Genomic DNA, 23,043 nt, shown 5'->3' on the forward strand with positions numbered 1-23,043 from the left:
AACGTTAACGTGGGGTTTTGTACGTTCAAATTTTTCTTTAGACACGGCTATATTCCTTACTATAGTGCTCTCCCCTTCTGGAGAGAGCACGGGACTTAGGTTTTAACCCTGCGGCTTATTTACCACGGGCTTCAATTACGGCCTGAGCAACGTTGTTCGGCGCATCATCATACTTCAGGAATTCCATGGAGTAAGATGCACGACCTTTAGTCAGTGAACGCAGCTGAGTTGCATATCCGAACATTTCAGACAGCGGAACTTCAGCGTGGATCTGAACGCCAGTAGCGTTAGATTCCTGACCTTTCAGCTGACCACGACGACGGCTAAGGTCACCGATAACGTCACCGGTGTTCTCTTCCGGCGTCTCTACTTCAACCTTCATGATCGGCTCAAGCAGAACTGGTTTTGCTTTCTTAAAGCCATCTTTAAAGGCGATAGACGCAGCCAGTTTAAACGCCAGCTCAGAGGAGTCAACGTCATGGTAAGAACCGAAGTGCAGACGCACGCCCAGATCCACTACCGGGTAACCCGCCAGCGGGCCAGCTTTCAGCTGTTCCTGGATGCCTTTATCAACGGCAGGGATGTATTCGCCAGGAATTACACCACCCTTGATGTCGTTGATGAACTCGTAACCTTTCGGGTTAGAGCCCGGCTCCAGCGGGTACATGTCGATAACAACATGACCGTACTGACCACGACCACCAGACTGCTTGGCGTGTTTGCCTTCGATATCGGTAACTTTTGCGCGAATCGCTTCACGGTAAGCAACCTGAGGTTTACCGACGTTCGCTTCAACGTTGAATTCACGCTTCATACGGTCAACGATGATGTCGAGGTGCAGCTCACCCATGCCCGCGATGATAGTCTGGTTAGACTCTTCGTCAGTCCAAACGCGGAATGACGGGTCTTCTTTAGCCAGACGGCCCAGAGCCAGACCCATTTTTTCCTGGTCAGCTTTGGTTTTCGGCTCAACGGCGATGGAGATTACCGGCTCAGGGAATTCCATACGCTCCAGAATGATCGGGTGATCCGGGTTACACAGGGTGTCACCGGTGATCACGTCTTTCAGACCGATTGCTGCAGCGATGTCGCCCGCGCGAACTTCTTTGATCTCTTCACGTTTGTTAGCGTGCATCTGAACGATACGACCGAAACGCTCACGTGCAGATTTCACGGAGTTCAGTACGGTATCACCAGAGTTAACCACACCGGAGTACACACGGAAGAAGGTCAGGTTACCTACGAACGGGTCGGTAGCGATTTTGAACGCCAGCGCCGCGAACGGCTCGTCATCACTTGCGTGACGCTCAGCCGGGGTATCTTTACCGTCATCCAGCATGCCGTTGATCGCCGGAACATCTACCGGAGATGGCAGGTAATCAATTACCGCATCCAGCATCGCCTGAACACCTTTGTTCTTAAATGCAGAACCACAGGTTACCAGGATGATTTCGTTGTTCAGAACGCGCTGACGCAGAGCAGTTTTGATCTCTTCTTCAGTCAGTTCTTCACCGCCCAGGTATTTCTCCATCAGCTCTTCAGAAGCTTCAGCAGCGGATTCGATGAGGTTCTGGTGCCATTCTTCAGCCAGATCCTGCATGTCAGCCGGGATATCTTCGTATTCGAAGGTAACGCCCTGGTCGGCATCGTTCCAGTTGATGGCTTTCATTTTCACCAGGTCAACAACACCGGTGAAACCTTCTTCAGCACCAATCGCCAGCTGCAGCGGAACCGGGTTCGCGCCGAGACGGGATTTGATCTGACCAACAACTTTCAGGAAGTTCGCACCCATACGGTCCATTTTGTTAACGAACGCGATACGTGGAACTTTATATTTGTTTGCCTGACGCCATACGGTTTCAGACTGCGGCTGAACACCACCAACTGCGCAGTAAACCATTACCGCACCGTCAAGAACACGCATGGAACGTTCTACTTCGATGGTGAAGTCAACGTGGCCCGGGGTGTCGATGATGTTTACGCGATGCGGTTCATACTGCTTCGCCATACCAGACCAGAATGCAGTGGTCGCTGCGGAGGTGATGGTAATACCACGCTCCTGCTCCTGCTCCATCCAGTCCATAGTTGCCGCGCCGTCGTGTACTTCACCGATTTTGTGGTTTACACCGGTGTAGAACAGGATACGTTCGGTAGTAGTGGTTTTACCGGCGTCGATGTGCGCACTGATACCGATGTTACGGTAGCGTGCAATGGGTGTTGTACGAGCCATTTGATTCCTCTATTGCCTTAGCGTTCATGTTATGTAGCCCAAAGCGGGCAGCTTACATAAAGCGCCCGCTTGGTGACTATTACTCCGAAGGGATTACCAACGGTAGTGTGCGAACGCTTTGTTGGCTTCTGCCATACGGTGAACGTCTTCACGTTTCTTAACTGCAGTACCTTTGTTGTCTGCAGCATCAGAAAGTTCGTTCGCCAGGCGCAGAGCCATGGATTTATCACCGCGTTTACGAGCAGCTTCAACGATCCAACGCATTGCCAGAGCATTACGACGAACCGGACGAACTTCAACTGGAACCTGATAAGTAGAACCACCAACGCGGCGAGACTTAACTTCTACAGTCGGGCGCACGTTGTCGAGAGCGACTTCGAAAGCTTCCAGTTCATTTTTACCAGAGCGCTGAGCCAGGGTCTCAAGAGCACTGTATACGATTGCTTCTGCAGTAGATTTTTTACCATCTACCATCAGGATATTTACAAATTTAGCCAGCAGTTCTGATCCGAACTTAGGATCCGGCAGGATTTTACGCTGACCAATGACGCGACGACGTGGCATGGAAATACTCCGTTGTTAATTCAGGATTGTCCAAAACTCAAAGAGTTTAGTTTGACATTAATTTAAAACGTTTGGCCTTACTTAACGGAGAACCATTAAGCCTTAGGACGCTTCACGCCGTACTTGGAGCGAGCCTGCTTACGGTCTTTAACGCCTGAGCAGTCAAGTGCACCACGAACGGTGTGGTAACGAACACCCGGAAGGTCTTTAACACGACCGCCACGGATCAGGATCACGGAGTGCTCCTGCAGGTTGTGACCTTCACCACCGATGTAGGAGGTAACTTCGAAACCGTTAGTCAGACGCACACGGCAAACTTTACGCAGTGCGGAGTTTGGTTTCTTAGGAGTGGTGGTATATACGCGAGTACATACACCACGTTTCTGCGGGCAGGCTTCCAGTGCAGGCACGTTGCTTTTCGCAACTTTGCGTGCACGTGGTTTGCGTACCAGCTGGTTAACTGTTGCCATTAAATAGCTCCTGGTTTTAGCTTTTGCTTCGTAAACACGTAATAAAACGCCCTCATACAATATGAGGACGCGGAATTTTAGGGCTGTGCTCAAAAGGTGTCAAGAAATATACAGCAGATCTCACACTACCAGGCGATCTGGGCGGCGTGTTTTACCGTCAGGCTAACGAAATCAGTATAGCTAACCAGGACGATTCTGTTCGAAATTTGACCAGAAAGAGCGCGGGCATCAACGTCTTCCTGTAGAGCATGAACAGTTATGGGGGCAGCCAGCAGTAAATCAAGGTAGTGACCTCCTACAACCGCCGCCGTGACGCCATCAGAGAGCAGCAGCAGGTCATCCCCCTCCTGCAACGTGCGCATCAGCGCGGCCATGTCGCACTGCCAGGGAGAGTGACGAAGAGTATGCAGCATAACAGCCTCAAAACGTCATAACGACGTCATAGCGATGTAGACACTCGCGCAGCGCTTCGGGTTCCAGCGGCTGGGCATCGAGAATAAAAGAATTTGAGGCGTTCAGTCCGCGTTCGCGCAGCGAGGCCGCGCACAGCCAGAGCTGTTCGATGTCATAGAGCGGCAGCACCTTAAAGGTGGCGATATAGTCGCGCGCAAGGATATCGCCAGGACGCTGGTTGGCCAGCAGCTGAAAAACGCCGTCGCCAAGGAAAAAGACGCCAATCTCCTCGGTCAGGGCCGACATTGCCAGTAGCGCGTCCAGCCCTTCCCGTCCCGCAGACGAGCCATGCGGTGCGGAGTTAAAAACAAATGCCACACTTTTCATCAGAACTGCACCACGCGATCGCAGGTTAACGCCGCCTCGGCCAGCGCGCCTAAGCCGCTGAGAGAGAAACCCGGTTGAAGATTGGCACTGGCCAGGCCAGCACGCTGCGCTTCGCTCTCATCGGTGACGCCACGCCGCAGCGCTGCCGCCACGCAGATATGCAGTTCAACCTGATGCTCAAGGTGCAGCGTCTGCCAGGCCCGAACCAGATCGAACTCGTCGCTGGCAGGGGCAGTCAGCTGGTTGGCGTTATAGACCCCTTCCCGGTAGAAAAAGATGCTCGCCAGTTCGTGACCCGCAGCCAGCAGTGCCTGGGCAAACTGCCACGCGGTGCTGGCCTGCTGCGTACCGTAGGCAGGCCCCGTCACCATTAAGGCAAAACGCATTACTTATCCTGCCCCTGGAAGTCGCCGCTCTTGAACTGGCGAATGTAGAGGTAGACCGTATGCTTAGAGATATTCAACCGATCGGCCACTTGGTTAATCGCATCTTTGATATCAAAAATGCCCTTTTCGTAGAGGTTCAGCACAATCTGACGGTTCTTCGCGTTGTTAGACACGTTACGATCGGCATTCACCTCTTCAATGGTGAACTCCAGGGTCTGCATCACCAGATCGTCCACCGAGGAAGCAAAGTTCACGGCAGAGCCGACGTCCGGCGTCTCCGGCGGAATAAAGGTGTTCATGATCTGCGAGAAGGGAACATCAAGGTTCATGTTGATGCACAGCAGGCCAATGACCCGGTGCTCGCGATTGCGGATGGCAATGGTGACCGACTTCATCAGCACGCCGCTTTTGGCGCGGGTGAAGTAGCACTTCGAGACGCTGCTGTCTGCGCCCGTCATGTCGTGCAGCATGCGCAGGGCAAGATCGGTGATCGGCGAGCCAATCTTACGCCCGGTGTGTTCACCGTTAGCAATACGAATGGCGGAGCATTTGAGATCCTGCAAGGAGTGCAAGACGATTTCACAGTGGGCACCAATGAGCATCGCTAACCCATCGACCACCGCTTCGTAGGATTTCAGGATATCGAAGTCGGTCTGATCAAAAGGCCGTTGATCCAGCAGATCGAGCTCGCTGGTTTCGTTGGTTAATAGCGACCTGGACATGAAAAAAAACACTCCTTTTCAGGAGCCTGTCGTTATGTTTTCAGGGCAGGCTCATCATTTACAGGGACATCTAAATTAATACAGCGCACAGGGCGCTGCCAGTGTTAATTATACCTGCCCTGTAATAAAAAACCGCCGCCTGGTTAGGCGGCGGCTGTCAGCGTATTACTTTTTATCCGCTGCGGCAGGTTGCTCTGCCGGTGCTGCCGCGTCCGGTTTCGGCTGCGCATCCGCTTTCGGCGCCGGTTTGATATCCAGCAGCTCTACGTCGAAGACCAGCGTAGAGTTAGCCGGGATACCCGGAACGCCGGTTTTACCGTAGGCCAGTGCCGGTGGGATCACCAGCTTGATTTTGCCGCCTTTCTTGATGTTTTTCAGGCCTTCGGTCCAGCCTGGGATCACACCATCGAGGCGGAAGGAGAGCGGTTCGCCACGGGTGTAGGAGTTATCAAACTCTTTACCATCGATCAGCGTACCCTTGTAGTTAACCACCACGGTATCGCTATCTTTCGGTGCATCGCCGGTCCCCTCTTTCTCTACTTTGTAGAGCAGGCCGGTAGAGGAGGTTTTCACGTCCTTCTCTTTAGCAAAGGTGTCGCGGAAGGCTTTGCCTTTGGTTTCGTTCTCAGCCGCGTCCTTCTCCATCTTCTCCTGAGCAGCACCCTTCACGCGTGCTTCAAACGCCTGCAGAGTCTGTTCGATCTCCTGGTCGGAGAGCTTGCTCTTGTTAGCAAAGGCGTCCTGGACGCCAGCGATCAGCTGAGCCTGGTCCAGCTTGATGCCCAGTTTTTCCTGTTCTTTCAGGGAGTTTTCCATATAACGACCCAGTGACGCGCCCAGCGCATAGGCTGATTTTTGGTCGTCGTTTTTGAATGCCGCTTTGCTGTCGGTGGTTGCCGGGGCTTTAGCCGGAGCGTCAGCAGCAAAAGAAAGAGGTGCATTCAGCGCAACGGCCATCGTGGTCGCCAGCAGCGTGACTTTAAACAGTGATTTCATCCATATCTCCAGGGCCGGGGGCAAATTACCCCAGGGTTTGCGTATTTGAAAAACGTACTATAAATCGTTGTGGGAGAAATCTATATAACGACATTCCCGATTGTTGCCTCTTTTGTGACTATTTTTGTTTAAATTAGTTTCTTAAGGATGTCAGGTGGGCTGCGCAGCCACGTAAAGTTGCGTAGAATCCGGGCTAAAACAGATGAGGTGAAACATGCAGAATATGACGCTGGAAGCGCGGCTGGCAGAGCTGGAGAGCCGTCTGGCTTTTCAGGAGATTACGATCGAGGAGCTTAACCAGACGGTCACCGCCCACGAGCTGGAGATGGCGAAGCTGCGGGACCTGATGCGCCTCGTTACCGAGAAGCTGAAAGCCAGCCAGCCTTCCCATATGGCCTCTCAGTCAGAAGAGACGCCGCCGCCCCACTATTGATTTTTAAAACGCGAGACGTAAAAAAAGCGGGAGAATATTCCCGCTTTTTTGTGCCCGGTGGCGCTTCGCTTACCGGGCCTACACGCCAATGCTAAACCGTAGGCCCGGCAAGTTTACGCCGCCGGGCGTGGTTAGCTTAGACGATTAGTGGCAGCCGCAACCGCCGTTACCACAACCGCCTTTACCATGACCGTGGTCATGATCGTGGCCGTGACCACCGCAGCAGCCGTCGCCGTGTTCATGGTCGTGACCATGATCGTGGCCGTGCGGGCCGTGAACGTGGCCGTGGGCCAGCTCTTCTTCGGTCGCTTCACGAATGGCAACGACTTCAACGTTGAACTTCAGGTTCTGGCCAGCCAGCATGTGGTTACCGTCAACCACGACGTGGTCATCTTCCACTTCGGTGATCTCAACCGGTACCGGACCCTGGTCAGTTTCAGCCAGGAAGCGCATGCCTACCTGCAGTTCGTCAACGCCCATGAAGACGTCTTTCGGTACGCGCTGCACCAGGTTCTCGTCGTACTGACCGTAAGCGTCGTTTGCGCCCACCGCCACGTCAAATTTGTCGCCAGGTTCGTGACCTTCCAGCGCGGACTCCAGACCAGAGATCAGGGAGCCGTGACCGTGCAGGTAGTCCAGCGGCGCACTTACCGGAGACTCATCAACCAACACACCGTCTTCTGTACGTACCTGATAGGCCAGGCTGACCACCAGGTCTTTTGCTACTTTCATGATATCTCCTGAGCGTGGGTAAATTGCTGGCGCAGATTGTAACGGAATTCTGCCCCTGTGTACCCTTAAGCTTAAAAAAAGCTAGGGCATATCGCTAGTCTGGATGAAAAATCCCGATCACTTGCTCTTCTTTGCGAACGTGCTCACGGGCCTCTTTATCCGCCTCGCGCATCTGGTGGCCGCACTTAACGCACTCAACAATATCGACATTATTTTCGCGCCACATCGCCAGCGTGTCCTGAGCCTGACAGGCTGGGCACTTGGCACCCGCGATAAAACGTTTACGTATCGCCATACTTTTTACCCTCTATTCAAACTCGTCCCAGCCATCCGGCTGCCGGCGCTCCTGTTGCATTTCACGCTGGAAAATCTCTTCCAGCTCGCGCCGCGCCTCCCGGACGCGGGAGATCTGCTGTGTATCAGTATGCACCACCGGCATCAGTTCGCGCAGCATCCGCATATCAAGACGACGAAAATGCAGCTGCGCTCGCTGCGCCTGGTGAGGATGCATACCCAGCGAGACCAACGCCTTACGCCCCAGCTCCAGCGCACTGGAGAAAGTCTCACGGGAGAACTGCGTCACCCCCGCCTGGAGCAGCTCGTGCGCCTCAAAACGTCCCCGTGCCCGAGCAAGAATGGCCAGGTGCGGGAAATGCTGCTGGCAAATGGCGACCAGCTTCATGGTGTCTTCCGGCTCGTTGCAGGTAATAACGATCGATTCCGCCGCCTCCGCGCCCGCCGAGCGCAGCAGCTCGACCTGAGTCGCGTCGCCGTAGTAGACCTTATAGCCATATTTGCGCATCAGGTTCACCGCGCTGATATCGCGCTCCAGTACGGTGATGCGCATCTTGTTGGCCATCAGCAGGCGACCAATCACCTGGCCGAAGCGGCCAAAGCCGACGATGATCACCTGCGGCTTGTCATCTTCAACCCACTGGGCTTCCCCCTCCTCCTCCGGGCTGTTGAAGCGCCGGGAGAGTCCCTTATCAATGCCTTTCATCAGCAGCGGCGTGGTCATCATCGACAGGGTGACCGTCACCAGCAGCAGCGCCATCTGATCGTTATGGAATAGCTTTTGCGAGGAGGCGGTCGAGAAGAGCACAAAGGCGAACTCACCGCCCTGGCTGAGCACGCCGGCGAACTGCATCCGCTCCGAGCTTCGTAGACCATAGAGGCGCGCCAGCAGATAGAGCACCGTGGTTTTTACCGCCACCAGAATGACGACTGCCGCGATAACCCACGGTAGATGGGTATAGAGCACGCCCAGGTTAAGCGCCATGCCTACTGAGATAAAGAATAGCCCCAGCAGCAGACCTTTGAACGGATCGATGGCCGACTCCAGCTCGTGGCGGTACTCGCTCTCGGCCAGCAGCACCCCGGCGATAAAGGTGCCGAGCGCCATCGACAGCCCCAGCGCGTCCATAAACAGCGCCGAGCCGAGCACCAGCAGCAGCGTGGCGGCGGTAAAGACCTCCCGCACCCCGGAGGCGGCAATAAAGCGGAACACCGGGCGCAGCAGATAGCGACCACCCACCAGCATCCCGGCGAAGGCGATCACCTTCATGCCAATCTTGATCCAGTCGAAGTGGTCATCGCCGCTGCCCGCCAGCAGCGGCACCAGCGCCAGAGCCGGGATCACCGCCAGATCCTGGAACAGCAGCACCGAGAATCCCAGCTGTCCCGCCTCGCTGCGGTTCATCCCCTTGTCGCGCATGAGCTGGAGCGCCATCGCGGTTGAGGACATCGCGAGGCCAATGCCGCCAATCACCGCCGCCTGCCAGGCGAAGTCGGTCAGCATCAGCAGCCCGGCGAGGATCGCAGCGCTGAGCAGCACCTGTGCCGCCCCGACGCCGAAGATCGACTGCCGCAGCTGCCACAGCTTTGACGGGTTGAGCTCGAGGCCGATAATAAACATCAGAAACACGACGCCCATCTCAGAGAAGTGGAGGATCTCATCAACGTCGCTGATAAATCCCAGCCCCCATGGGCCGATAGCAATGCCCGCCAGCAGATAGCCCAGCACTGCGCCAATGCCCAGCCGGGCAGCCAGCGGTACGGCGACTACGGCGGCAAACAGAAACAGTACGCCCGCCAGCAGCAGATCGGTTCCTTCCATTAGCGACCTCCCGTCGCGGTGGGTGATGCCAGCCAGTCGCCGTAGGCCTTAGCATGGCTGGCCAGTTCCTCTTTCGGCTGGCGGCGCGCCCAGTAGACAATAAACGGCGTCATCCACTGCATATGGCACATGGCTGCCGTCAGCTCAAAGGGACGCAGGATATCGCTAAGGGGGTAGCGGTTAAGACCGTCGTAGCGATAGGCGCTCTCCGGCTCGCCGGTGGTGATCACGCAGCGCCAGCGCTTGCCCGCCAGCTGGTTGCCTCCCGGTCCGCTGGCGAAGCCGCGGGTCAGAACGCGATCCAGCCACTCTTTGAGCAGCGCCGGACAGCTATAGGTGTAGAGAGGATACTGAAAGACGATGACGTCGTGCTCGCGCAGCAGCGCCTGCTCGCGAGGGATATCGATAAAAAAGTCTGGATAGTGCGCATAGAGATCGTGCACTGTCACATTGTCGAGTTGCATTGCCGGCTTAAGCAGCACCCGGTTAGCTACCGAGTCCTGTGATTCCGGATGGGCATACAGCAGCAGCACTTTGGCTGTCTGGGACATCGCTCCCCTCCCGGTTATGTTTTAATGATTTTGTGTATCGTTGTCGTTTCGGGCTACCATTGCGCCCTGGTGCGGCATTATAGGCGCACTCCACATTATCATAATGACAAATTAACATAGTCGGAACATACGGCGCTCTATGATTGTTTTCTCCTCACTACAAATTCGTCGCGGCGTGCGTGTCCTGCTGGATAACGCCACCGCCACCATCAATCCCGGCCAGAAAGTCGGGCTGGTGGGTAAAAACGGCTGCGGGAAATCTACCCTGCTGGCGCTGCTGAAAAATGAGCTTACCGCCGACGGTGGCAGCTTCACCTACCCTGCCAACTGGCAGCTGGCGTGGGTGAATCAGGAGACCCCGGCCCTCAGCGAGCCCGCCATTGACTATGTTATTGATGGCGATCGCGAGTATCGCCAGCTGGAGGCCCAGCTCAACGACGCCAACGAGCGTAACGACGGCCATGCCATTGCTACCGTGCACGGCAAGCTTGACGCTATCGACGCCTGGACTATTCGCTCCCGCGCCGCCAGCCTGCTGCACGGGCTAGGATTCTCTACCGAGCAGCTTGAACGCCCGGTAAGCGACTTCTCCGGTGGCTGGCGTATGCGTCTCAACCTTGCCCAGGCGCTGGTCTGCCGCTCGGATCTGCTCCTGCTCGATGAGCCCACCAACCACCTCGATCTCGATGCGGTGATCTGGCTGGAGCGCTGGCTGAAGAGCTATCAGGGTACGCTGATCCTCATCTCCCACGACCGTGACTTCCTCGATCCGGTGGTGGATAAAATCATCCATATCGAACAGCAGAGTATGTTCGAGTATACCGGCAACTACAGCTCGTTTGAGCGCCAGCGCGCAACTCGTCTGGCGCAGCAGCAGGCCACCTACGAGAGCCAGCAGCAGCGCGTGGCGCACCTGCAAAGCTTTATCGACCGCTTCAAAGCCAAGGCCAGCAAGGCCAAGCAGGCCCAGAGCCGGGTGAAGATGCTGGAGCGCATGGAGCTGATTGCCCCGGCGCACGTGGATAACCCCTTCCACTTCAGCTTCCGTGCGCCGGAGAGCCTGCCCAACCCGCTGCTGAAGATGGAGAAGGTCAGCGCGGGCTACGGCGATCGCACCATTCTGAATTCGATCAAGCTCAACCTGGTGCCGGGCTCGCGTATTGGTCTGCTCGGGCGCAACGGCGCGGGTAAATCGACGCTGATCAAGCTGCTGGCGGGCGAGCTTGCTCCTACCGGCGGTGATATTGGCCTCGCGAAAGGCATTAAGCTTGGCTACTTCGCCCAGCACCAGCTGGAGTTCCTGCGGGCGGACGAGTCACCGTTGCAGCACCTGGCGCGCCTTGCCCCGCAGGAAGCGGAGCAGAAGCTGCGGGATTATCTGGGCGGCTTCGATTTTCATGGCGACAAGGTCACAGAGAACACCCAGCGTTTTTCCGGCGGTGAAAAGGCCCGGCTGGTGCTGGCCCTGATCGTCTGGCAGCGCCCGAACCTGCTGCTGCTCGATGAGCCAACCAACCACCTGGATCTCGACATGCGCCAGGCCCTGACCGAAGCGCTGATCGAGTTTGAAGGCGCGCTGGTGGTGGTGTCGCACGATCGTCACCTGATCCGCTCCACCACCGACGATCTCTACCTGGTCCACGACGGCAAAGTCGAGTCGTTCGACGGCGATCTGGAGGATTATCAGCAGTGGCTCAGCGACGTGCAGAAGCAGGAGAATCAGCCTGCCGAGACAGCGAAGGAGAGCGGCAACAGCGCCCAGGCACGTAAAGACCAGAAGCGCCGGGAAGCGGAGCTGCGTACCCAGACCCAGCCCCTGCGCAAAGAGATCGCCCGTCTGGAGAAAGAGATGGAGAAACTCAATGCCCAGCTAGCGAAGGCCGAAGAGAAGCTTGGCGACAGCGGCCTGTACGATCAGAGCCGCAAGGCCGAGCTGACCGAGTGTCTGCAGGCCCAGGCCAGCGCGAAGTCGGGCCTGGAGGAGTGTGAGATGGCGTGGCTTGAAGCCCAGGAGCAGCTTGAAGGCATGCTGCAAAGCGAGTAACGCCATGGACATCGCCAGCGACATCACCTTCCGCAAGCTAACCATCTTCATGACCTTTATGGAGAAGGGTAACATCGCCCGCACCGCCGAGGCGCTGGAGATCAGCGGCGTCAGCGTCCACCGGGCGCTGCACACCCTGGAGGAGAGCGTCCGCTGTCCGCTGTTTGTGCACAAGGGACGCAACCTGCTTGCGCTGCCTGCAGCCTGGACGCTGCTGGAGTATTGCCAGGAGGTGACGCAGCTGATGGCCCGCGGCCTTGAGGAGACGCGCAAGACGGCGGGCGTTGGCCAGGGTCGACTGCGGGTGGGCACGCTCTACTCGCTCACCCTGGAGACGGTGCCGCGCCTGCTTATGGGGATGAAGCTGCGGCGGCCGGAGCTGGAGATTAACCTGACGATGGGCTCCAACGACATGCTGCTGCAGAAGCTGGAGGACGGCGAATTGGATGCAATCCTCATTTCGCTCTCTGATAACCAGGTTGATCTGGCCCAGTTCGAAGTGCTGCCGCTGTTTCACGACGATATCTTTCTTGCCGCACCGGCCTGCGCTACGCTGAATACCGGCGAGCTGGCGGATCTACGCGACTACCGTCAGCAGAAGTTTGTCTCGCTGGCGGAGGGGTTTGCGACCTACGCCGGGTTCCAGGAAGCGTTTCACATCGCTGGCTTTGAGCCTGAGATCGTGACCCGCGTGAATGATATCTTCTCGATGCTTAGCCTGGTGCAGGCCGGGGTGGGCTTTACCCTGATGCCGGGGCGGATGAAAAAGGTGTATGAGAGCTCGGTACAGCTGCTGAAATTAGCAGAGCCGTACCAGATGCAGCAGCAGATTGGCATTGTCTTTGCCCGCAGCCGCGAGCACGATCCCAACCTGCTGGCGCTGGCCGCCGAAGGGCGCATGTACGCCCGTAGTCTGGAACAGAACGTTACGCCCTGAGACGCTTCGCCAAATGGGCGACAACGTCTACTCCGCTGCGTTCAAGAGAGACCGTCTCCCCTTCCCACGCTGCCTGACGGGTTAAGCAGGTCAGAATGCCGCCCGGCGGCATCTCAATGGCCAGCCGCGCCTCGCGCTCGTTGGCGGCAACCATTGCTTCCTGCCAGCGCACCGTCCGCGCCATGTTCATCGCCAGATCGTCTGCAATGCGCTCCGGCTGCCACAGCACGCGGGCGGTACTGCCGCTAAGATAGGCGCAGCGGGGACGAGAGAGCGTCACCCCGGCAAAGGCCTGCGCCAGCTTCTGCGCGGGGGCATTCAGCAGCTCGCAGTGCGACGGAACGCTCACCGCCAGACGCTGGGCTTTCGTTGCTCCCTTCGCCCGCGCCTGCTGTGCCACCTGGGCCATCTCCTCATCGCGCCCGGCGATAACGATCTGCGTCTCGGCATTGAGATTGGCAATGTAGGTGCCGCTGCCCGCTACCAGCGCCTCCACCTGCGTCAGGGTTAGTCCCATGATCGCCGTCAGGCCGTAGCCGTGCGGGTAGGCCTGCTCCATCAGATCGCCGCGCAGCGCCACGAGGGTTAACGCATCGTTGAAATCCAGCGCCCCGGCGATGACTGCCGCTGGATAGGCGCCAATTGATAATCCACTGACCAGATCCGGCTCAATGCCGCGGCGCTGCATCTCTCGCGCCCAGGCGACGCCGGCAATCAGCAGGGAGAGCTGCACCGCGCGGGTATGCTTTAGCGCCTCAGGGCTGTCGAGGGTGTCGGCCTCTGCGCCCAATACTTCACGCGCCTCGGCCATCTCGTGACCGGGCAGATGTTGCAGCATACCGGGGCGCTGAGTCCCCTGTCCGGGAAAGGTAAACAGAATTTTCATCATTCCTCCCTGTGCCAGGGATCGCTGACCAGACGCGGGCCCCGGCTGGTTTTAAGCAAGACGCGCCCGTCGCGCAGCCATTCGTTGAGGGCAAAGCCGCCGAGCGGGGTATCGACCTGGGTATCGACCCGACACAGCGCATCGGTCAACGGCGTCTGCCAGCGGAGCAGTAGCTCGCGAGAGAGCGGCTGCGGCGCGCGGATCAGCAGGTCAAGATCGCTGCTGGCGTGGATCACTGGAATGCCGGTGGCCAGCGCATAGCCGCTGCTGCCGGTAATGCCCCAGACCCACGGCCACGCCTGCTGGGCAAGCTGAAACGCCACCTGCACCGGCGGCTGCGAGATAAACGGCGAGCGCAGCAGATCGTTACTCTCTACCAGCTGTTCTGGGGAGACCACGCGCACCACCTGCGTCGCGTCGGTCCAGCCTGCCGCGCGCTGGTCGCGGCGGATACCGCGCACCCCAACCGGAATGCGCTCCCCGTCCACGTCACGCCGCACCACCACCGGTAAGCCTGGGTGCCATACCGTCGCTACCCAGGGTTCATCAACCCCGGCGAGCGCCTCGCGGTTTGTCAGCCAGATAAGATCGTGGGGGCGCAGCGTAGTCATGGTTACATTCCTGAAGTCAGCGAGATAAACAGCGGCAACGACAGGATACACAGTACGGAGCTTAACAGCAGCACGGCTTCTGCATCCGGGGACTGCACGCCAAAGCGGTTACCGAATACCACGCCGAAGAAGCCCGCTGAGAGCGCAATCATCAGGATAGCGGTGATGGCCACGGAGCCGGAGAGGCCAAGGGCCAGCACGATACCCCAGGCAATCGCGGGCTGGATCAGCAGCTTGGCGATGGTTGAGGTGATCACCATGGTGTTGATTTGCAGTTTACGGGCCGAGAGGATCACCCCGGTCAGGAACAGCGCAGCGGCGGTAGCAGCCAGACCCAGCGGTTTGATCGCCGCCAGCACCAGCTCCGGCATTTTAATGCCAATCGCAGAGAGAATGACCCCCAGCAGCGGCCCCATAACAATCGGTTTTTTAATCGAGCGCCACATCAGTACCGGCAGCATAGAGAGCGTAGAGCCGCTGTTGTTGCCTTCAGCACGCGCTTTTTCACGCTCAAGGATCAGCAGGCAGAAAGGTGTCATCAGCACGGAGCCGCAGGCGATTGAGACCGCGACGGAGAGTGACGTTGACGGGCCTTCACCCAGCACGCTACCCAAAATCGGCAGGCCCAGCGCGGCGTAGTTCGGCAGCGCAACGGTCAGCGTGAGCACGGCGGCATCCTGCGGTGACTTTTTAAAGACTTTTGTCGCCAGGAAGTAGATCGCGGCATAGGTGATCCACATCGCCAGCGTCAGAACCAGAATCAGCGGCGACTGCGCGACGATGCCGGTCCACGGGGTCTGCACCGTAGCGCTAAACAGCGCGGCGGGCAGAGCAAAATCCATCACAAAGATATTGAGCAGGGAAACGTTTTTATTATCGACCATCTTTGCTTTGCCGGCCCAGAAGCCCAGCAGCATGATGATAAAAATCGGTGCGAGAGCATGAACAATTACGTAAGTCATAAAAAATCACCTGTGGTTAAAAGTTTTAGCACTGGCGCGATGATTGTTATTTTTCAGGGCGTCGTTCTCCTCGCGGGCGCAGCGAATGCGCCCACGGGGACTTACCTCTGGCAGGTCTCTCTTTTCTTACCAGCTTGCTCGCATGCGTTCGCGCACGAGGGCTGAACTGCGGCGATTGTCAGCACCCAGACGGCTTTTCAGCGTAGGATCCTGTCGAGCGTCGTTAATGGCCTGTTGCAGGGCGGTTTTCACCAGGGCCAGATCGTGTTCTGAGGGGGCATCCGGATTGCTGATATCCAGTAGGTTTTCCAGCAGCCCGAGCGTGGCGTAGTTGCTGATGTCGTAGGCCATCGGCGGAATGGTTGCCGCCAGTTTTTCCAGCGCTTCAACGGTACGTAGAGTGATACGCGCGGCAGACTCTTTACCCATCGCGTGGATCAGCACGCCGTTATCATTAAAGGCGATCAGGCGGTTTGCCTGGTAGCCGTGCGCCAGAAACGCACCGGACATCGCTTTACCGACGATAAGGCCAATCACCGGATGGCCCGCCAGACGTGCATTGGCATAGGCCGCAGCGGCCCCGGCCAGCGCCTGATGGATACCAAAACCCTCTTCGCGGCGGCCATAGGCCTGGCTTGCCACGTCAATCACCGCCACAATCGGGCGCTTCACGGCGTTATGGGCATCGGCAGCGATGGTTTCGCTCACCACTTTTGCCAGGGTCCAGCCTTCCAGCAGACCCACTTCACCTTTAGTGGCACGCGGATAGTGGTTATTCGCATCCGGTACAACCGCGATAAAGCGCATGGCTTCACCATTTAGTTCACCATCAGCAGCCTGTACGGATGGGCACAGCCCTTCCAGACGTTTGGCGTTGGGCACCAGGGTTTCCAGCCATAATTCGCCGCGGCTTATTGAATGACTCATTATTTATCCTCCCGGGCAAAGAGCGCTTTAATTTGTTCTGCATCCGCCTGTTTTGCGGTATCGAAATGGCTCAGACGATCCAGATACCAGGCGTAGTTGTCGGTACGGTGTTTTTCCGGTACGCCCTTGGCGATGAAGTCATTCATCGCGCCTTTTACGGCGTTGATGCCGTCGCCAACCAGCGCATCGACGAGTCCGCTCTGATAGCGCACTTCGCCGCCGGTCATGCTCCAGATAAACGGCCGGTCGCGGGAGTCGTACTCTTCAATCCCCGCCTCCTGTTCAATAACCTGCGGACCGTTCAGACCGAGGCGCGCCTCGCGGGTGACAAGCAGGTAGCTGCACAGCGCGGCAGCAATCGACATCCCGCCGAAGCAGCCCACGGTACCCGCCACGATGCCAATAACCGGCGTATAACGACGCAGATCGACAATCGCTGCATGGATATCGGCAATCGCCGCCAGACCGAGGTTGGCCTCTTGTAAACGTACCCCGCCAGTCTCCAGACACAGCACGGCCTGGGTAGGAGTACCGTTGCGGTTATCTTCCGCCGCCAGCTCCAACGCTGCCGCCATCTTCGCACCGGAGACTTCGCCCATGCTGCCGCCCTGGAAGGTGCCTTCAATAGCCACTACTACGGCGGGTTGGCCGTTGATGGTGCCTTTAGCCACCACCATGCCGTCGTCAGCCTGCGGTACGATGCCCTGTGGCCCCAGCCACGGTGAGATGATGCCTTCAAACGGATCCAGCAGTTCGCGATAGCTGCCCTCATCCAGCAGGGTACGAGCACGCTCACGCGCTTTTAATTCGATAAAGCTGCGGTCATCACGCATGGCTCACCTCCTCAAAGACCTGTTCGATACGAATGCGGGCTACGCCAGGCGTCGCCCCAAAATCGTGGATCACCAGCTTGCCGGCGGGCAGGCTGCCTACCAGGGTAAGGCGGTTAAATAGCGCTTCCCAACGTCCACGGCTGTTGTCCACGGAGGTGGTAATATCAATAGTCAGCGTCTCGCCCGGCGCGGCGGTGAATAACACCTCCATATCGCCGGATCCAACAACGCCTGCCAGCGCTTTGCCGCTTAGCGTGCGGCTGGCGGGCACAGAGATTGTGATCTGTTCCATAACATCCTCTTAATGCTTTAAATAGGGCGATTCGACACGGTCGAGAAACAGAGTGGCAGCGAGCAGATCCGCTGCACCACCCGGCGAGGCGTTGAGCATCAGCATCTGGCGATCTAATCTTGCCAGCGCCTGCTGCCCTGCCAGCTGCGCGGTGCCGCCCGCATTGAGTACGGCACGTGCACCGAACTGCATGACCTCAAGCCCCTCCATCCCGGCACGGGACAGTACACAGGTGTCGGTCAGAGAGGTCATAATGGCCATCAGGGCATCAAGCCTGGCATGCGTTTCGTTACAGCCGTTCAGTCGGCTCTGCCGCAACTGCGGCAGGGCATACTGCATGATGTGCGGAAACGCCTGCTGGGCCTCTTCCCGTGCACCCGGCACGCGATAGCGGTGGGTTGCACGCAGCCCTTTACTGAAGACCTTCGGGGCAGCGTCATCTGGCAGCGTCGCCAGATCGGCGGCAGTGCGGGTAACCGTCTGCGCGTTGCCCTCGCCACCGAGCATCGCCACCGCGCTGACCAGCAGCCCTAGCGCCCAAATCGCGCCCCGGTGGGTATTGACGCCATGGGTGGCTGCCATCATCTGCTGCTCGCCTTCGCGGCCGAGTCGTCCAATCGTTTGTCTAAGCGCAATGTCCGCTGGCCGCTGCCAGCTCTGCTGCGCCAGGGCATGAAACGTCGGGGTCAGGCTGCGCGCCGAGCGCTCCATCAGCGCTAGCGACAGGTCGTGATGCGCGCCGTTTCCCCGGCTGTCCACAAGACCGGGCTTCGGGCTTAAACGTGCTTCGTCAATCAGACACTGGGTGGCGGTATGCGCCAGCCATTCGGCACCGCCCTGAGCCTGAATCTGTGGCAGATGTTTCATTACCAGCTCCGGAATTTTGCAGGTGGGTTATAAAGACCGTCAGACCACTCCACCAGATCCGACACGCTACCGGCGGCCAGCAGCGAACGGGTGGCGTCGGTGCGGCGGATGCCGATATCTTCCGGATAAACCACTTTGCCGCTGCGGCGCAGGTCGGCGACGCGTTTCGCGTCAACGCCAAGGCCAATATCGGTGATCCCAGCAACGGCAGCGACCATCGCCCGACGCTCTTCCATGTTTTCGGCACGGTAGAGGTAAGCGATACCCTCTTCGGTCAGGACGTGGGTCACGTCATCGCCGTAAATCATCACGGGAGCCAGCGGCATGCCAGATGCTTTTGCCACGTCAACAGCATCGAGTTTTTCCACAAAGGTCGGTTTTGAACCTGCCTGGAACGTTTCGACCATCTGCACCACCAGTTTTTTACCGCGCTGCATCGGATCGGGTTCGGTGATCATGTTGAGCCACGCCGGTGTGGCATGGCGACGACCGTGTGGATCGTGGCCCATGTTTGGCGCACCGCCGAAACCGGACAGGCGACCACGCGTTACCGTTGAGGAGTTGGCATAGCCATCAACTTGCAGGGTCGAACCGATGAACATATCGACCGCGTACTGCCCTGCCAGCTGGCAGAAGGCGCGGTTGGAGCGCATCGAGCCGTCGGCCCCGGTAAAGAAAATATCCGGACGGGCGCGGATGTACTCTTCCATCCCCAGTTCGCCACCGAAGCAGTGCACGCTCTCCACCCAGCCGCTCTCAATCGCCGGGATCAGCGTCGGATGCGGGTTCAGGGTCCAGTGCTTACAGATTTTGCCTTTCAGGCCGAGTTGTTCGCCGTAGGTGGGCAGCAGCAGCTCAATGGCGGCGGTGTTGAAACCGATACCGTGGTTCAGGGACTGCACCTGGTGCTCAGCGTAGATACCTTTGATGGCCATCATCGCCATCAGGATGTGTTCCTGTTTGATGAGGCGCGGATCGCGGGTAAACAGCGGTTCGATAAAGAACGGTTTGTCCGCTACTACCACGTAGTCGATCCACGATCCGGGAATGTCGACACGCGGTAAATCGCATTCGTCATCCACCAGCTCGTTGACCTGCGCGATGACGATACCGTCGCGGAACGCCGCGGCTTCAACCAGCGCTGGCGTATCTTCGGTGCTCGGCCCGGTATAGAGGTTACCTTTGCGATCGGCCTTATAACCGGCGATCAGCGCCACGTTCGGCGACAGGTCAACATACAGTCGGGAATAGAGTTCGATGTAGGTATGAATCGCACCGATCTCCAGCTGGCCGTCTTCCAGCAGCTGCGAAATGCGCAGGCTTTGCGTACCAGAGAAAGAGAAATCCAGCTTGCGGGCAATGCCCTTTTCAAAGATGTCGAGGTGTTCGCTGCGGCCAACGCTTGGCATGATCATATGCAGATCGTGCACTTTCTGCGGGCTGACTTGTGCAAGGGAGCGGGAAAGAAAATCCGCCTGTTTTTGGTTGTTGCCTTCCAGCACCACTTTGTCGCCGGGTGCAATGAGTTTTTCCAGCATGGCGACCAGGTCGTCGGTCGGCAGCACTTTGCCTTCTACCGGGACAGAAGCCAGACGACGCTGTTTCTCAGTGCGTCGTGTGTTCCAGACCCGTGCAGGCGTTTGCCCAGATAACATTATTAACCTCCTGATTCAGCAATCGTTTTGATTTGCTTAACGCTGAAGCAAGTGTGCGCGCTGTTGAAAAATGCATCAATAAAGCTGTTGGCAGGATCGTTAGCCTGAGAGTAACGATCAAAATATGGATTTGTGATTCAGATCAGCCCAGAGGGTAGAAAAATGCGTTACGCCAGGGGGAAGCGGCAGTAGTGACCCATTTTCATAAACATAATTTATTCGTAGAGGTATAGTGTTCGGCAGATAACTGAAAAATAACTCGCACGACATGACCCAAATAACACCCTTACTGCTTCCCGCTGCGGCGGAAGATAACGTTGAATTCCGCCCGATGCCGGGGGCAAGCAACCCGCACTTGCAGACCATGCTGCCGCGTATTTTGCGCCGCCGTCTGCAGTTCACCGCTCAATGGCAGCGCCTTGAGTTGCCCGACGGCGACTTTGTCGATCTGGCATGGAGCGAAGATCCGCAGCAGGCAAAAGATAAGCCCCGGCTGGTGGTCTTTCACGGTCTGGAGGGCAGCCTGCACAGCCCCTACGCCCATGGCTTAATCCACGCTGCCAAACAGCGCGGCTGGCTTGGGGTGGTGATGCACTTTCGCGGCTGCAGCGGCGAGCCTAACCGCCTAAACCGCATCTATCACTCCGGCGAAACCGAAGATGGCAGCGCGTTCCTGCACTGGCTGCATAATGAGTTGGGCCCGGCCCCGACGGCGGCAGTGGGTTACTCCCTCGGCGGCAATATGCTTGGCTGCCTGCTGGCTAAAGCCGACGACAGCCTGCCGCTCAACGCGGCGGTGATTGTCTCAGCGCCGCTGGTGCTGGAGGCCTGTAGTCTCCATATGGATAAGGGTTTCACACGCTTCTATCAGCATTACCTGCTCAACCTGCTGAAAGCCAACGCCACGCGCAAGCTCAAGGCCTATCCCGGCTCTCTGCCGATCGATCTCGCCCAGCTCAAGCGCGTGCGTCGCATCCGTGAGTTTGATGACCTGATCACCGCGAAGGCGCACGGGTTCGATGATGCCATCGACTACTACCGCCGAAGCAGCGCCATGCCGGTCCTGCCGCAGATCCGCAAGCCGACGCTAATTATCCATGCCAAAGACGATCCCTTTATGGATCACCACGTCATTCCGGCGGCGGGCCATTTACCCGCTAATATTGAGTATCAGTTGACCGAACATGGCGGCCATGTTGGCTTCGTTGGCGGCACGCTGCGCCGCCCTGAGATGTGGCTTGAAAAGCGCATCCCCGACTGGCTGGCACCCTATCTGGAGGCATAGATGATTATTCCCTGGCAAGAGGTTCCACCCGAGACGCTCTACAGCCTGATTGAGAGCTTTGTCTTGCGTGAAGGCACCGATTATGGTGAACATGAGCGTTCGCTTGAGCAAAAGGTTGCCGACGTAAAGCGTCAGTTGGAAACGGGTGAGGCCGTGCTGGTGTGGTCAGAGCTACACGAGACGGTCAATATTATGCCCCGTAAACAGTTTCGCGAATAACGCTGCGTCAGGCGATCCGCCCTCTTCTGCTGCTTATCAGGGAGTCGTTCGCTATGTCAGCCAAACATCCGGTGATTGCTGTGACAGGTTCCAGCGGTGCAGGAACCACCACCACCAGCCTCGCCTTTCGTAAAATTTTTTCTCAGCTCGGGCTACGCGCCGCTGAGGTGGAGGGCGATAGCTTCCACCGCTATACCCGTCCGGAGATGGATATGGCGATCCGCAAGGCACGCGATGCCGGGCGGCATATCAGCTACTTTGGCCCGGACGCCAACGATTTTGGCCTGCTGGAGCAGACCTTTATCGAATATGGCCACAACGGCACCGGGCAGGCGCGCAAGTATCTGCACACCTACGACGAAGCCGTGCCATGGAACCAGGTTCCGGGCACCTTTACGCCGTGGCAGCCGCTGCCGGAACCCACCGATATTCTCTTTTACGAAGGGTTGCACGGCGGCGTGGTGACGCCCCAGCACGACGTGGCGCGCCATGTCGATCTGCTGGTGGGGGTGGTGCCGATTATCAACCTGGAGTGGATCCAGAAGATGATCCGTGACACCAGCGAGCGCGGCCACTCCCGAGAGACGGTGATGGACTCGGTGGTGCGCTCGATGGATGACTATATCAACTTCATTACGCCGCAGTTCTCCCGCACCCACATCAACTTCCAGCGCGTCCCCACGGTCGACACTTCAAACCCTTTTGCCGCCAAAAATATTCCCTCGCTGGACGAGAGCTTTGTGGTGATCCACTTCCGCGATCTGGAGGGGATCGATTACCCCTGGCTGTTGGCGATGCTGCAAGGCTCGTTTATCTCCCATATCAACACCCTGGTGGTACCGGGCGGCAAAATGGGGCTGGCGATGGAGCTGATCATGCTGCCGCTGGTGCAGCGGCTGATGGAAGGCAAGAAGATTGAATAAAATAGTGCGCGTCATGTAGGCCCGGTAAGCGCAGCGCCACCGGGCATAAAATCATCCCTCAACCACCTCGTAGGAGTGGGTGATGTTGACCGCTTTCTCCAGCATCAGCGCCACGGAGCAGTACTTCTCCGCCGAAAGATCCACCGCGCGGGATACTGCCGCATCCTTCAGCTCTTTGCCAGTAACGATAAAGTGCAGGTTGATGTGGGTGAAGAGACGCGGGGCCTCTTCCCGGCGCTCGGAGGTCAGCTTCACTTCACAGTCGGTCACGCTATGACGGCCTTTCTGCAGAATCGACACCACGTCGATGGCGCTGCATCCGCCTGCTGCCATCAGCACCATCTCCATCGGGCTGGGGGCTTTATCCCCGGAGTTGCCGTCCATTAATACCTGATGACCAGAGGCGGATTCGCCGAGGAACGTTAACCCTTCAACCCATTTTACGCGTGCTTGCATTTTCATCACTCCAGAGTGGCAATTTTCCCGACAGATTACGCGCGCCGAGTAAAACGCGCAACGGAAGGCGACATCCATCAAGCTGAAGCGAGACACCAGGAGACACACGGCAAAAGCTATGCTAAAACAGTCGGGATGCTACGGTAATGTATTGACATTATGCAGG

At 57.7% G+C, this 23,043-nt stretch carries 27 protein-coding genes; 6 read left to right on the forward strand and 21 right to left on the reverse strand.

Features of this window, described 5'->3' with window-relative positions:
- Window positions 1-115 precede the first annotated feature (115 nt).
- The 8 genes from fusA to fkpA form a co-directional block, all read right to left on the reverse strand.
- The gene (gene fusA / locus EV102420_RS14520; protein ID WP_042393029.1) at window positions 116-2,230 is read right to left on the reverse strand and encodes an elongation factor G; all 2,115 of its coding nucleotides are present in this window, start codon (window positions 2,228-2,230) and stop codon (window positions 116-118) included.
- A 93-nt stretch (window positions 2,231-2,323) separates the two neighbouring features.
- A complete protein-coding gene (gene rpsG / locus EV102420_RS14525; protein WP_004106370.1) occupies window positions 2,324-2,794 on the reverse strand; it encodes a 30S ribosomal protein S7 in 471 nt (156 codons plus the stop codon).
- 95 nt (window positions 2,795-2,889) lie between these two features.
- On the reverse strand, window positions 2,890-3,264 hold the full coding sequence (rpsL, locus tag EV102420_RS14530; RefSeq protein WP_000246815.1) for a 30S ribosomal protein S12: 375 nt from the start codon (window positions 3,262-3,264) through the stop codon (window positions 2,890-2,892).
- Window positions 3,265-3,389: 125 nt separating this feature from the next.
- On the reverse strand, window positions 3,390-3,677 hold the full coding sequence (gene tusB / locus EV102420_RS14535) for a sulfurtransferase complex subunit TusB (RefSeq protein WP_042393032.1): 288 nt from the start codon (window positions 3,675-3,677) through the stop codon (window positions 3,390-3,392).
- Window positions 3,678-3,684: 7 nt separating this feature from the next.
- Window positions 3,685-4,044, reverse strand: a complete 360-nt coding sequence (gene tusC, locus EV102420_RS14540) for a sulfurtransferase complex subunit TusC (protein WP_042393035.1) — start codon at window positions 4,042-4,044, stop codon at window positions 3,685-3,687.
- Window positions 4,044-4,430 carry a sulfurtransferase complex subunit TusD gene (gene tusD, locus EV102420_RS14545; protein WP_042393039.1) on the reverse strand — a complete coding sequence of 129 codons (387 nt, stop codon included), beginning with the start codon at window positions 4,428-4,430 and terminating at the stop codon, window positions 4,044-4,046. The genes tusC and tusD overlap by 1 nt, the downstream gene beginning before the upstream one ends.
- Entirely contained in the window at window positions 4,430-5,152 is a 723-nt protein-coding gene (locus EV102420_RS14550) for a helix-turn-helix transcriptional regulator (protein ID WP_042393043.1), read from the reverse strand. Before EV102420_RS14550 ends, tusD begins: the two co-directional genes overlap by 1 nt.
- Before the next feature lie 165 nt (window positions 5,153-5,317).
- Window positions 5,318-6,148: an FKBP-type peptidyl-prolyl cis-trans isomerase gene (fkpA, locus tag EV102420_RS14555; RefSeq protein WP_042393044.1), complete on the reverse strand. Its 831-nt coding sequence runs from the start codon at window positions 6,146-6,148 to the stop codon at window positions 5,318-5,320.
- 214 nt (window positions 6,149-6,362) lie between these two features.
- Here fkpA and EV102420_RS14560 point away from each other — a divergent pair, with 214 nt between their 5' ends.
- Window positions 6,363-6,581, forward strand: coding sequence for a protein SlyX (locus EV102420_RS14560; protein ID WP_042393046.1), 219 nt, complete (start codon window positions 6,363-6,365; stop codon window positions 6,579-6,581).
- A gap of 144 nt (window positions 6,582-6,725) precedes the next feature.
- Here EV102420_RS14560 and slyD read toward each other — a convergent pair whose 3' ends face one another.
- From slyD to kefG, 4 genes are all read right to left on the reverse strand, one after another.
- Window positions 6,726-7,313, reverse strand: coding sequence for a peptidylprolyl isomerase (slyD, locus tag EV102420_RS14565; protein ID WP_042393048.1), 588 nt, complete (start codon window positions 7,311-7,313; stop codon window positions 6,726-6,728).
- 94 nt (window positions 7,314-7,407) lie between these two features.
- Complete coding sequence (locus tag EV102420_RS14570) at window positions 7,408-7,608, reverse strand: YheV family putative zinc ribbon protein (protein ID WP_042393050.1); 201 nt, start codon at window positions 7,606-7,608, stop codon at window positions 7,408-7,410.
- A gap of 12 nt (window positions 7,609-7,620) precedes the next feature.
- Window positions 7,621-9,429, reverse strand: a complete 1,809-nt coding sequence (gene kefB, locus EV102420_RS14575; protein WP_042393052.1) for a glutathione-regulated potassium-efflux system protein KefB — start codon at window positions 9,427-9,429, stop codon at window positions 7,621-7,623.
- The gene (gene kefG / locus EV102420_RS14580) at window positions 9,429-9,980 is read right to left on the reverse strand and encodes a glutathione-regulated potassium-efflux system ancillary protein KefG (protein WP_042393053.1); all 552 of its coding nucleotides are present in this window, start codon (window positions 9,978-9,980) and stop codon (window positions 9,429-9,431) included. Before kefG ends, kefB begins: the two co-directional genes overlap by 1 nt.
- A 139-nt stretch (window positions 9,981-10,119) precedes the next feature.
- Here kefG and EV102420_RS14585 point away from each other — a divergent pair, with 139 nt between their 5' ends.
- Both EV102420_RS14585 and EV102420_RS14590 read left to right on the forward strand, forming a co-directional pair.
- Window positions 10,120-12,024: an ABC transporter ATP-binding protein gene (locus tag EV102420_RS14585; RefSeq protein ID WP_042393054.1), complete on the forward strand. Its 1,905-nt coding sequence runs from the start codon at window positions 10,120-10,122 to the stop codon at window positions 12,022-12,024.
- Window positions 12,025-12,028: 4 nt separating this feature from the next.
- Window positions 12,029-12,961 carry a LysR family transcriptional regulator gene (locus EV102420_RS14590; protein WP_042393055.1) on the forward strand — a complete coding sequence of 311 codons (933 nt, stop codon included), beginning with the start codon at window positions 12,029-12,031 and terminating at the stop codon, window positions 12,959-12,961.
- Here the strand turns inward: EV102420_RS14590 and mdcH are convergent.
- The 8 genes from mdcH to mdcA all read right to left on the reverse strand — a co-directional run bounded on the left by mdcH (window position 12,951) and on the right by mdcA (window position 19,994).
- A complete protein-coding gene (gene mdcH / locus EV102420_RS14595) occupies window positions 12,951-13,847 on the reverse strand; it encodes a malonate decarboxylase subunit epsilon (RefSeq protein WP_042393057.1) in 897 nt (298 codons plus the stop codon). The two genes, EV102420_RS14590 and mdcH, sit on opposite strands and share 11 nt — an antisense overlap.
- A complete protein-coding gene (locus tag EV102420_RS14600) occupies window positions 13,847-14,458 on the reverse strand; it encodes a malonate decarboxylase holo-ACP synthase (protein WP_042393059.1) in 612 nt (203 codons plus the stop codon). The genes mdcH and EV102420_RS14600 overlap by 1 nt, the downstream gene beginning before the upstream one ends.
- 2 nt (window positions 14,459-14,460) lie before the next feature.
- Window positions 14,461-15,420: an AEC family transporter gene (locus EV102420_RS14605; protein WP_042393061.1), complete on the reverse strand. Its 960-nt coding sequence runs from the start codon at window positions 15,418-15,420 to the stop codon at window positions 14,461-14,463.
- Between the two features lie 126 nt (window positions 15,421-15,546).
- Window positions 15,547-16,347: a biotin-independent malonate decarboxylase subunit gamma gene (mdcE, locus tag EV102420_RS14610; protein WP_042393063.1), complete on the reverse strand. Its 801-nt coding sequence runs from the start codon at window positions 16,345-16,347 to the stop codon at window positions 15,547-15,549.
- Window positions 16,347-17,180, reverse strand: a complete 834-nt coding sequence (locus tag EV102420_RS14615; RefSeq protein WP_042393065.1) for a biotin-independent malonate decarboxylase subunit beta — start codon at window positions 17,178-17,180, stop codon at window positions 16,347-16,349. Before EV102420_RS14615 ends, mdcE begins: the two co-directional genes overlap by 1 nt.
- Window positions 17,173-17,472, reverse strand: coding sequence for a malonate decarboxylase acyl carrier protein (gene mdcC / locus EV102420_RS14620; RefSeq protein ID WP_042393066.1), 300 nt, complete (start codon window positions 17,470-17,472; stop codon window positions 17,173-17,175). Before mdcC ends, EV102420_RS14615 begins: the two co-directional genes overlap by 8 nt.
- A gap of 9 nt (window positions 17,473-17,481) precedes the next feature.
- On the reverse strand, window positions 17,482-18,339 hold the full coding sequence (locus EV102420_RS14625) for a triphosphoribosyl-dephospho-CoA synthase (protein WP_042393067.1): 858 nt from the start codon (window positions 18,337-18,339) through the stop codon (window positions 17,482-17,484).
- The gene (mdcA, locus tag EV102420_RS14630) at window positions 18,339-19,994 is read right to left on the reverse strand and encodes a malonate decarboxylase subunit alpha (protein ID WP_042393068.1); all 1,656 of its coding nucleotides are present in this window, start codon (window positions 19,992-19,994) and stop codon (window positions 18,339-18,341) included. The genes EV102420_RS14625 and mdcA overlap by 1 nt, the downstream gene beginning before the upstream one ends.
- Window positions 19,995-20,262: 268 nt before the next feature.
- Here mdcA and EV102420_RS14635 point away from each other — a divergent pair, with 268 nt between their 5' ends.
- Genes EV102420_RS14635 through EV102420_RS14645 form a run of 3 tightly spaced genes read left to right on the forward strand, consistent with a single transcriptional unit; the run spans window position 20,263 to window position 22,421 of the window.
- Window positions 20,263-21,279 (forward strand): hydrolase, encoded by a 1,017-nt coding sequence (locus tag EV102420_RS14635; protein ID WP_042393070.1) that lies wholly within the window; start codon window positions 20,263-20,265, stop codon window positions 21,277-21,279.
- The gene (locus EV102420_RS14640) at window positions 21,280-21,498 is read left to right on the forward strand and encodes a YheU family protein (protein ID WP_042393072.1); all 219 of its coding nucleotides are present in this window, start codon (window positions 21,280-21,282) and stop codon (window positions 21,496-21,498) included.
- 53 nt (window positions 21,499-21,551) lie between these two features.
- Window positions 21,552-22,421, forward strand: a complete 870-nt coding sequence (locus EV102420_RS14645; protein WP_042393074.1) for a phosphoribulokinase — start codon at window positions 21,552-21,554, stop codon at window positions 22,419-22,421.
- A 51-nt stretch (window positions 22,422-22,472) separates the two neighbouring features.
- On the opposite strand, the gene EV102420_RS14650 is transcribed toward EV102420_RS14645, so the two are convergent.
- On the reverse strand, window positions 22,473-22,877 hold the full coding sequence (locus tag EV102420_RS14650) for an OsmC family protein (RefSeq protein WP_042393076.1): 405 nt from the start codon (window positions 22,875-22,877) through the stop codon (window positions 22,473-22,475).
- Window positions 22,878-23,043 lie beyond the last annotated feature (166 nt).

This window comes from Pseudescherichia vulneris NBRC 102420, from assembly GCF_000759795.1.
Taxonomy (GTDB): Bacteria; Pseudomonadota; Gammaproteobacteria; order Enterobacterales; family Enterobacteriaceae; genus Pseudescherichia; species Pseudescherichia vulneris.

Bases quoted from the DNA above. Each gene is read 5' to 3' on its own strand.
- EV102420_RS14625 (WP_042393067.1), bottom strand. From the start codon at position 18,339: ATGAAACATCTGCCACAGATTCAGGCTCAGGGCGGTGCCGAATGGCTG.
- rpsG (WP_004106370.1), bottom strand. From the start codon at position 2,794: ATGCCACGTCGTCGCGTCATTGGTCAGCGTAAAATCCTGCCGGATCCT.
- mdcE (WP_042393063.1), bottom strand. From the start codon at position 16,347: ATGAGTCATTCAATAAGCCGCGGCGAATTATGGCTGGAAACCCTGGTG.
- kefB (WP_042393052.1), bottom strand. From the start codon at position 9,429: ATGGAAGGAACCGATCTGCTGCTGGCGGGCGTACTGTTTCTGTTTGCC.
- EV102420_RS14590 (WP_042393055.1), top strand. From the start codon at position 12,029: ATGGACATCGCCAGCGACATCACCTTCCGCAAGCTAACCATCTTCATG.
- mdcH (WP_042393057.1), bottom strand. From the start codon at position 13,847: ATGAAAATTCTGTTTACCTTTCCCGGACAGGGGACTCAGCGCCCCGGT.
- mdcC (WP_042393066.1), bottom strand. From the start codon at position 17,472: ATGGAACAGATCACAATCTCTGTGCCCGCCAGCCGCACGCTAAGCGGC.
- EV102420_RS14550 (WP_042393043.1), bottom strand. From the start codon at position 5,152: ATGTCCAGGTCGCTATTAACCAACGAAACCAGCGAGCTCGATCTGCTG.
- EV102420_RS14645 (WP_042393074.1), top strand. From the start codon at position 21,552: ATGTCAGCCAAACATCCGGTGATTGCTGTGACAGGTTCCAGCGGTGCA.
- EV102420_RS14585 (WP_042393054.1), top strand. From the start codon at position 10,120: ATGATTGTTTTCTCCTCACTACAAATTCGTCGCGGCGTGCGTGTCCTG.
- tusB (WP_042393032.1), bottom strand. From the start codon at position 3,677: ATGCTGCATACTCTTCGTCACTCTCCCTGGCAGTGCGACATGGCCGCG.
- fusA (WP_042393029.1), bottom strand. From the start codon at position 2,230: ATGGCTCGTACAACACCCATTGCACGCTACCGTAACATCGGTATCAGT.
- fkpA (WP_042393044.1), bottom strand. From the start codon at position 6,148: ATGAAATCACTGTTTAAAGTCACGCTGCTGGCGACCACGATGGCCGTT.
- tusD (WP_042393039.1), bottom strand. From the start codon at position 4,430: ATGCGTTTTGCCTTAATGGTGACGGGGCCTGCCTACGGTACGCAGCAG.
- EV102420_RS14600 (WP_042393059.1), bottom strand. From the start codon at position 14,458: ATGACTACGCTGCGCCCCCACGATCTTATCTGGCTGACAAACCGCGAG.
- EV102420_RS14635 (WP_042393070.1), top strand. From the start codon at position 20,263: ATGACCCAAATAACACCCTTACTGCTTCCCGCTGCGGCGGAAGATAAC.
- EV102420_RS14650 (WP_042393076.1), bottom strand. From the start codon at position 22,877: ATGCAAGCACGCGTAAAATGGGTTGAAGGGTTAACGTTCCTCGGCGAA.
- EV102420_RS14570 (WP_042393050.1), bottom strand. From the start codon at position 7,608: ATGGCGATACGTAAACGTTTTATCGCGGGTGCCAAGTGCCCAGCCTGT.
- slyD (WP_042393048.1), bottom strand. From the start codon at position 7,313: ATGAAAGTAGCAAAAGACCTGGTGGTCAGCCTGGCCTATCAGGTACGT.
- EV102420_RS14615 (WP_042393065.1), bottom strand. From the start codon at position 17,180: ATGCGTGATGACCGCAGCTTTATCGAATTAAAAGCGCGTGAGCGTGCT.
- EV102420_RS14640 (WP_042393072.1), top strand. From the start codon at position 21,280: ATGATTATTCCCTGGCAAGAGGTTCCACCCGAGACGCTCTACAGCCTG.
- kefG (WP_042393053.1), bottom strand. From the start codon at position 9,980: ATGTCCCAGACAGCCAAAGTGCTGCTGCTGTATGCCCATCCGGAATCA.
- rpsL (WP_000246815.1), bottom strand. From the start codon at position 3,264: ATGGCAACAGTTAACCAGCTGGTACGCAAACCACGTGCACGCAAAGTT.
- EV102420_RS14560 (WP_042393046.1), top strand. From the start codon at position 6,363: ATGCAGAATATGACGCTGGAAGCGCGGCTGGCAGAGCTGGAGAGCCGT.
- tusC (WP_042393035.1), bottom strand. From the start codon at position 4,044: ATGAAAAGTGTGGCATTTGTTTTTAACTCCGCACCGCATGGCTCGTCT.
- mdcA (WP_042393068.1), bottom strand. From the start codon at position 19,994: ATGTTATCTGGGCAAACGCCTGCACGGGTCTGGAACACACGACGCACT.
- EV102420_RS14605 (WP_042393061.1), bottom strand. From the start codon at position 15,420: ATGACTTACGTAATTGTTCATGCTCTCGCACCGATTTTTATCATCATG.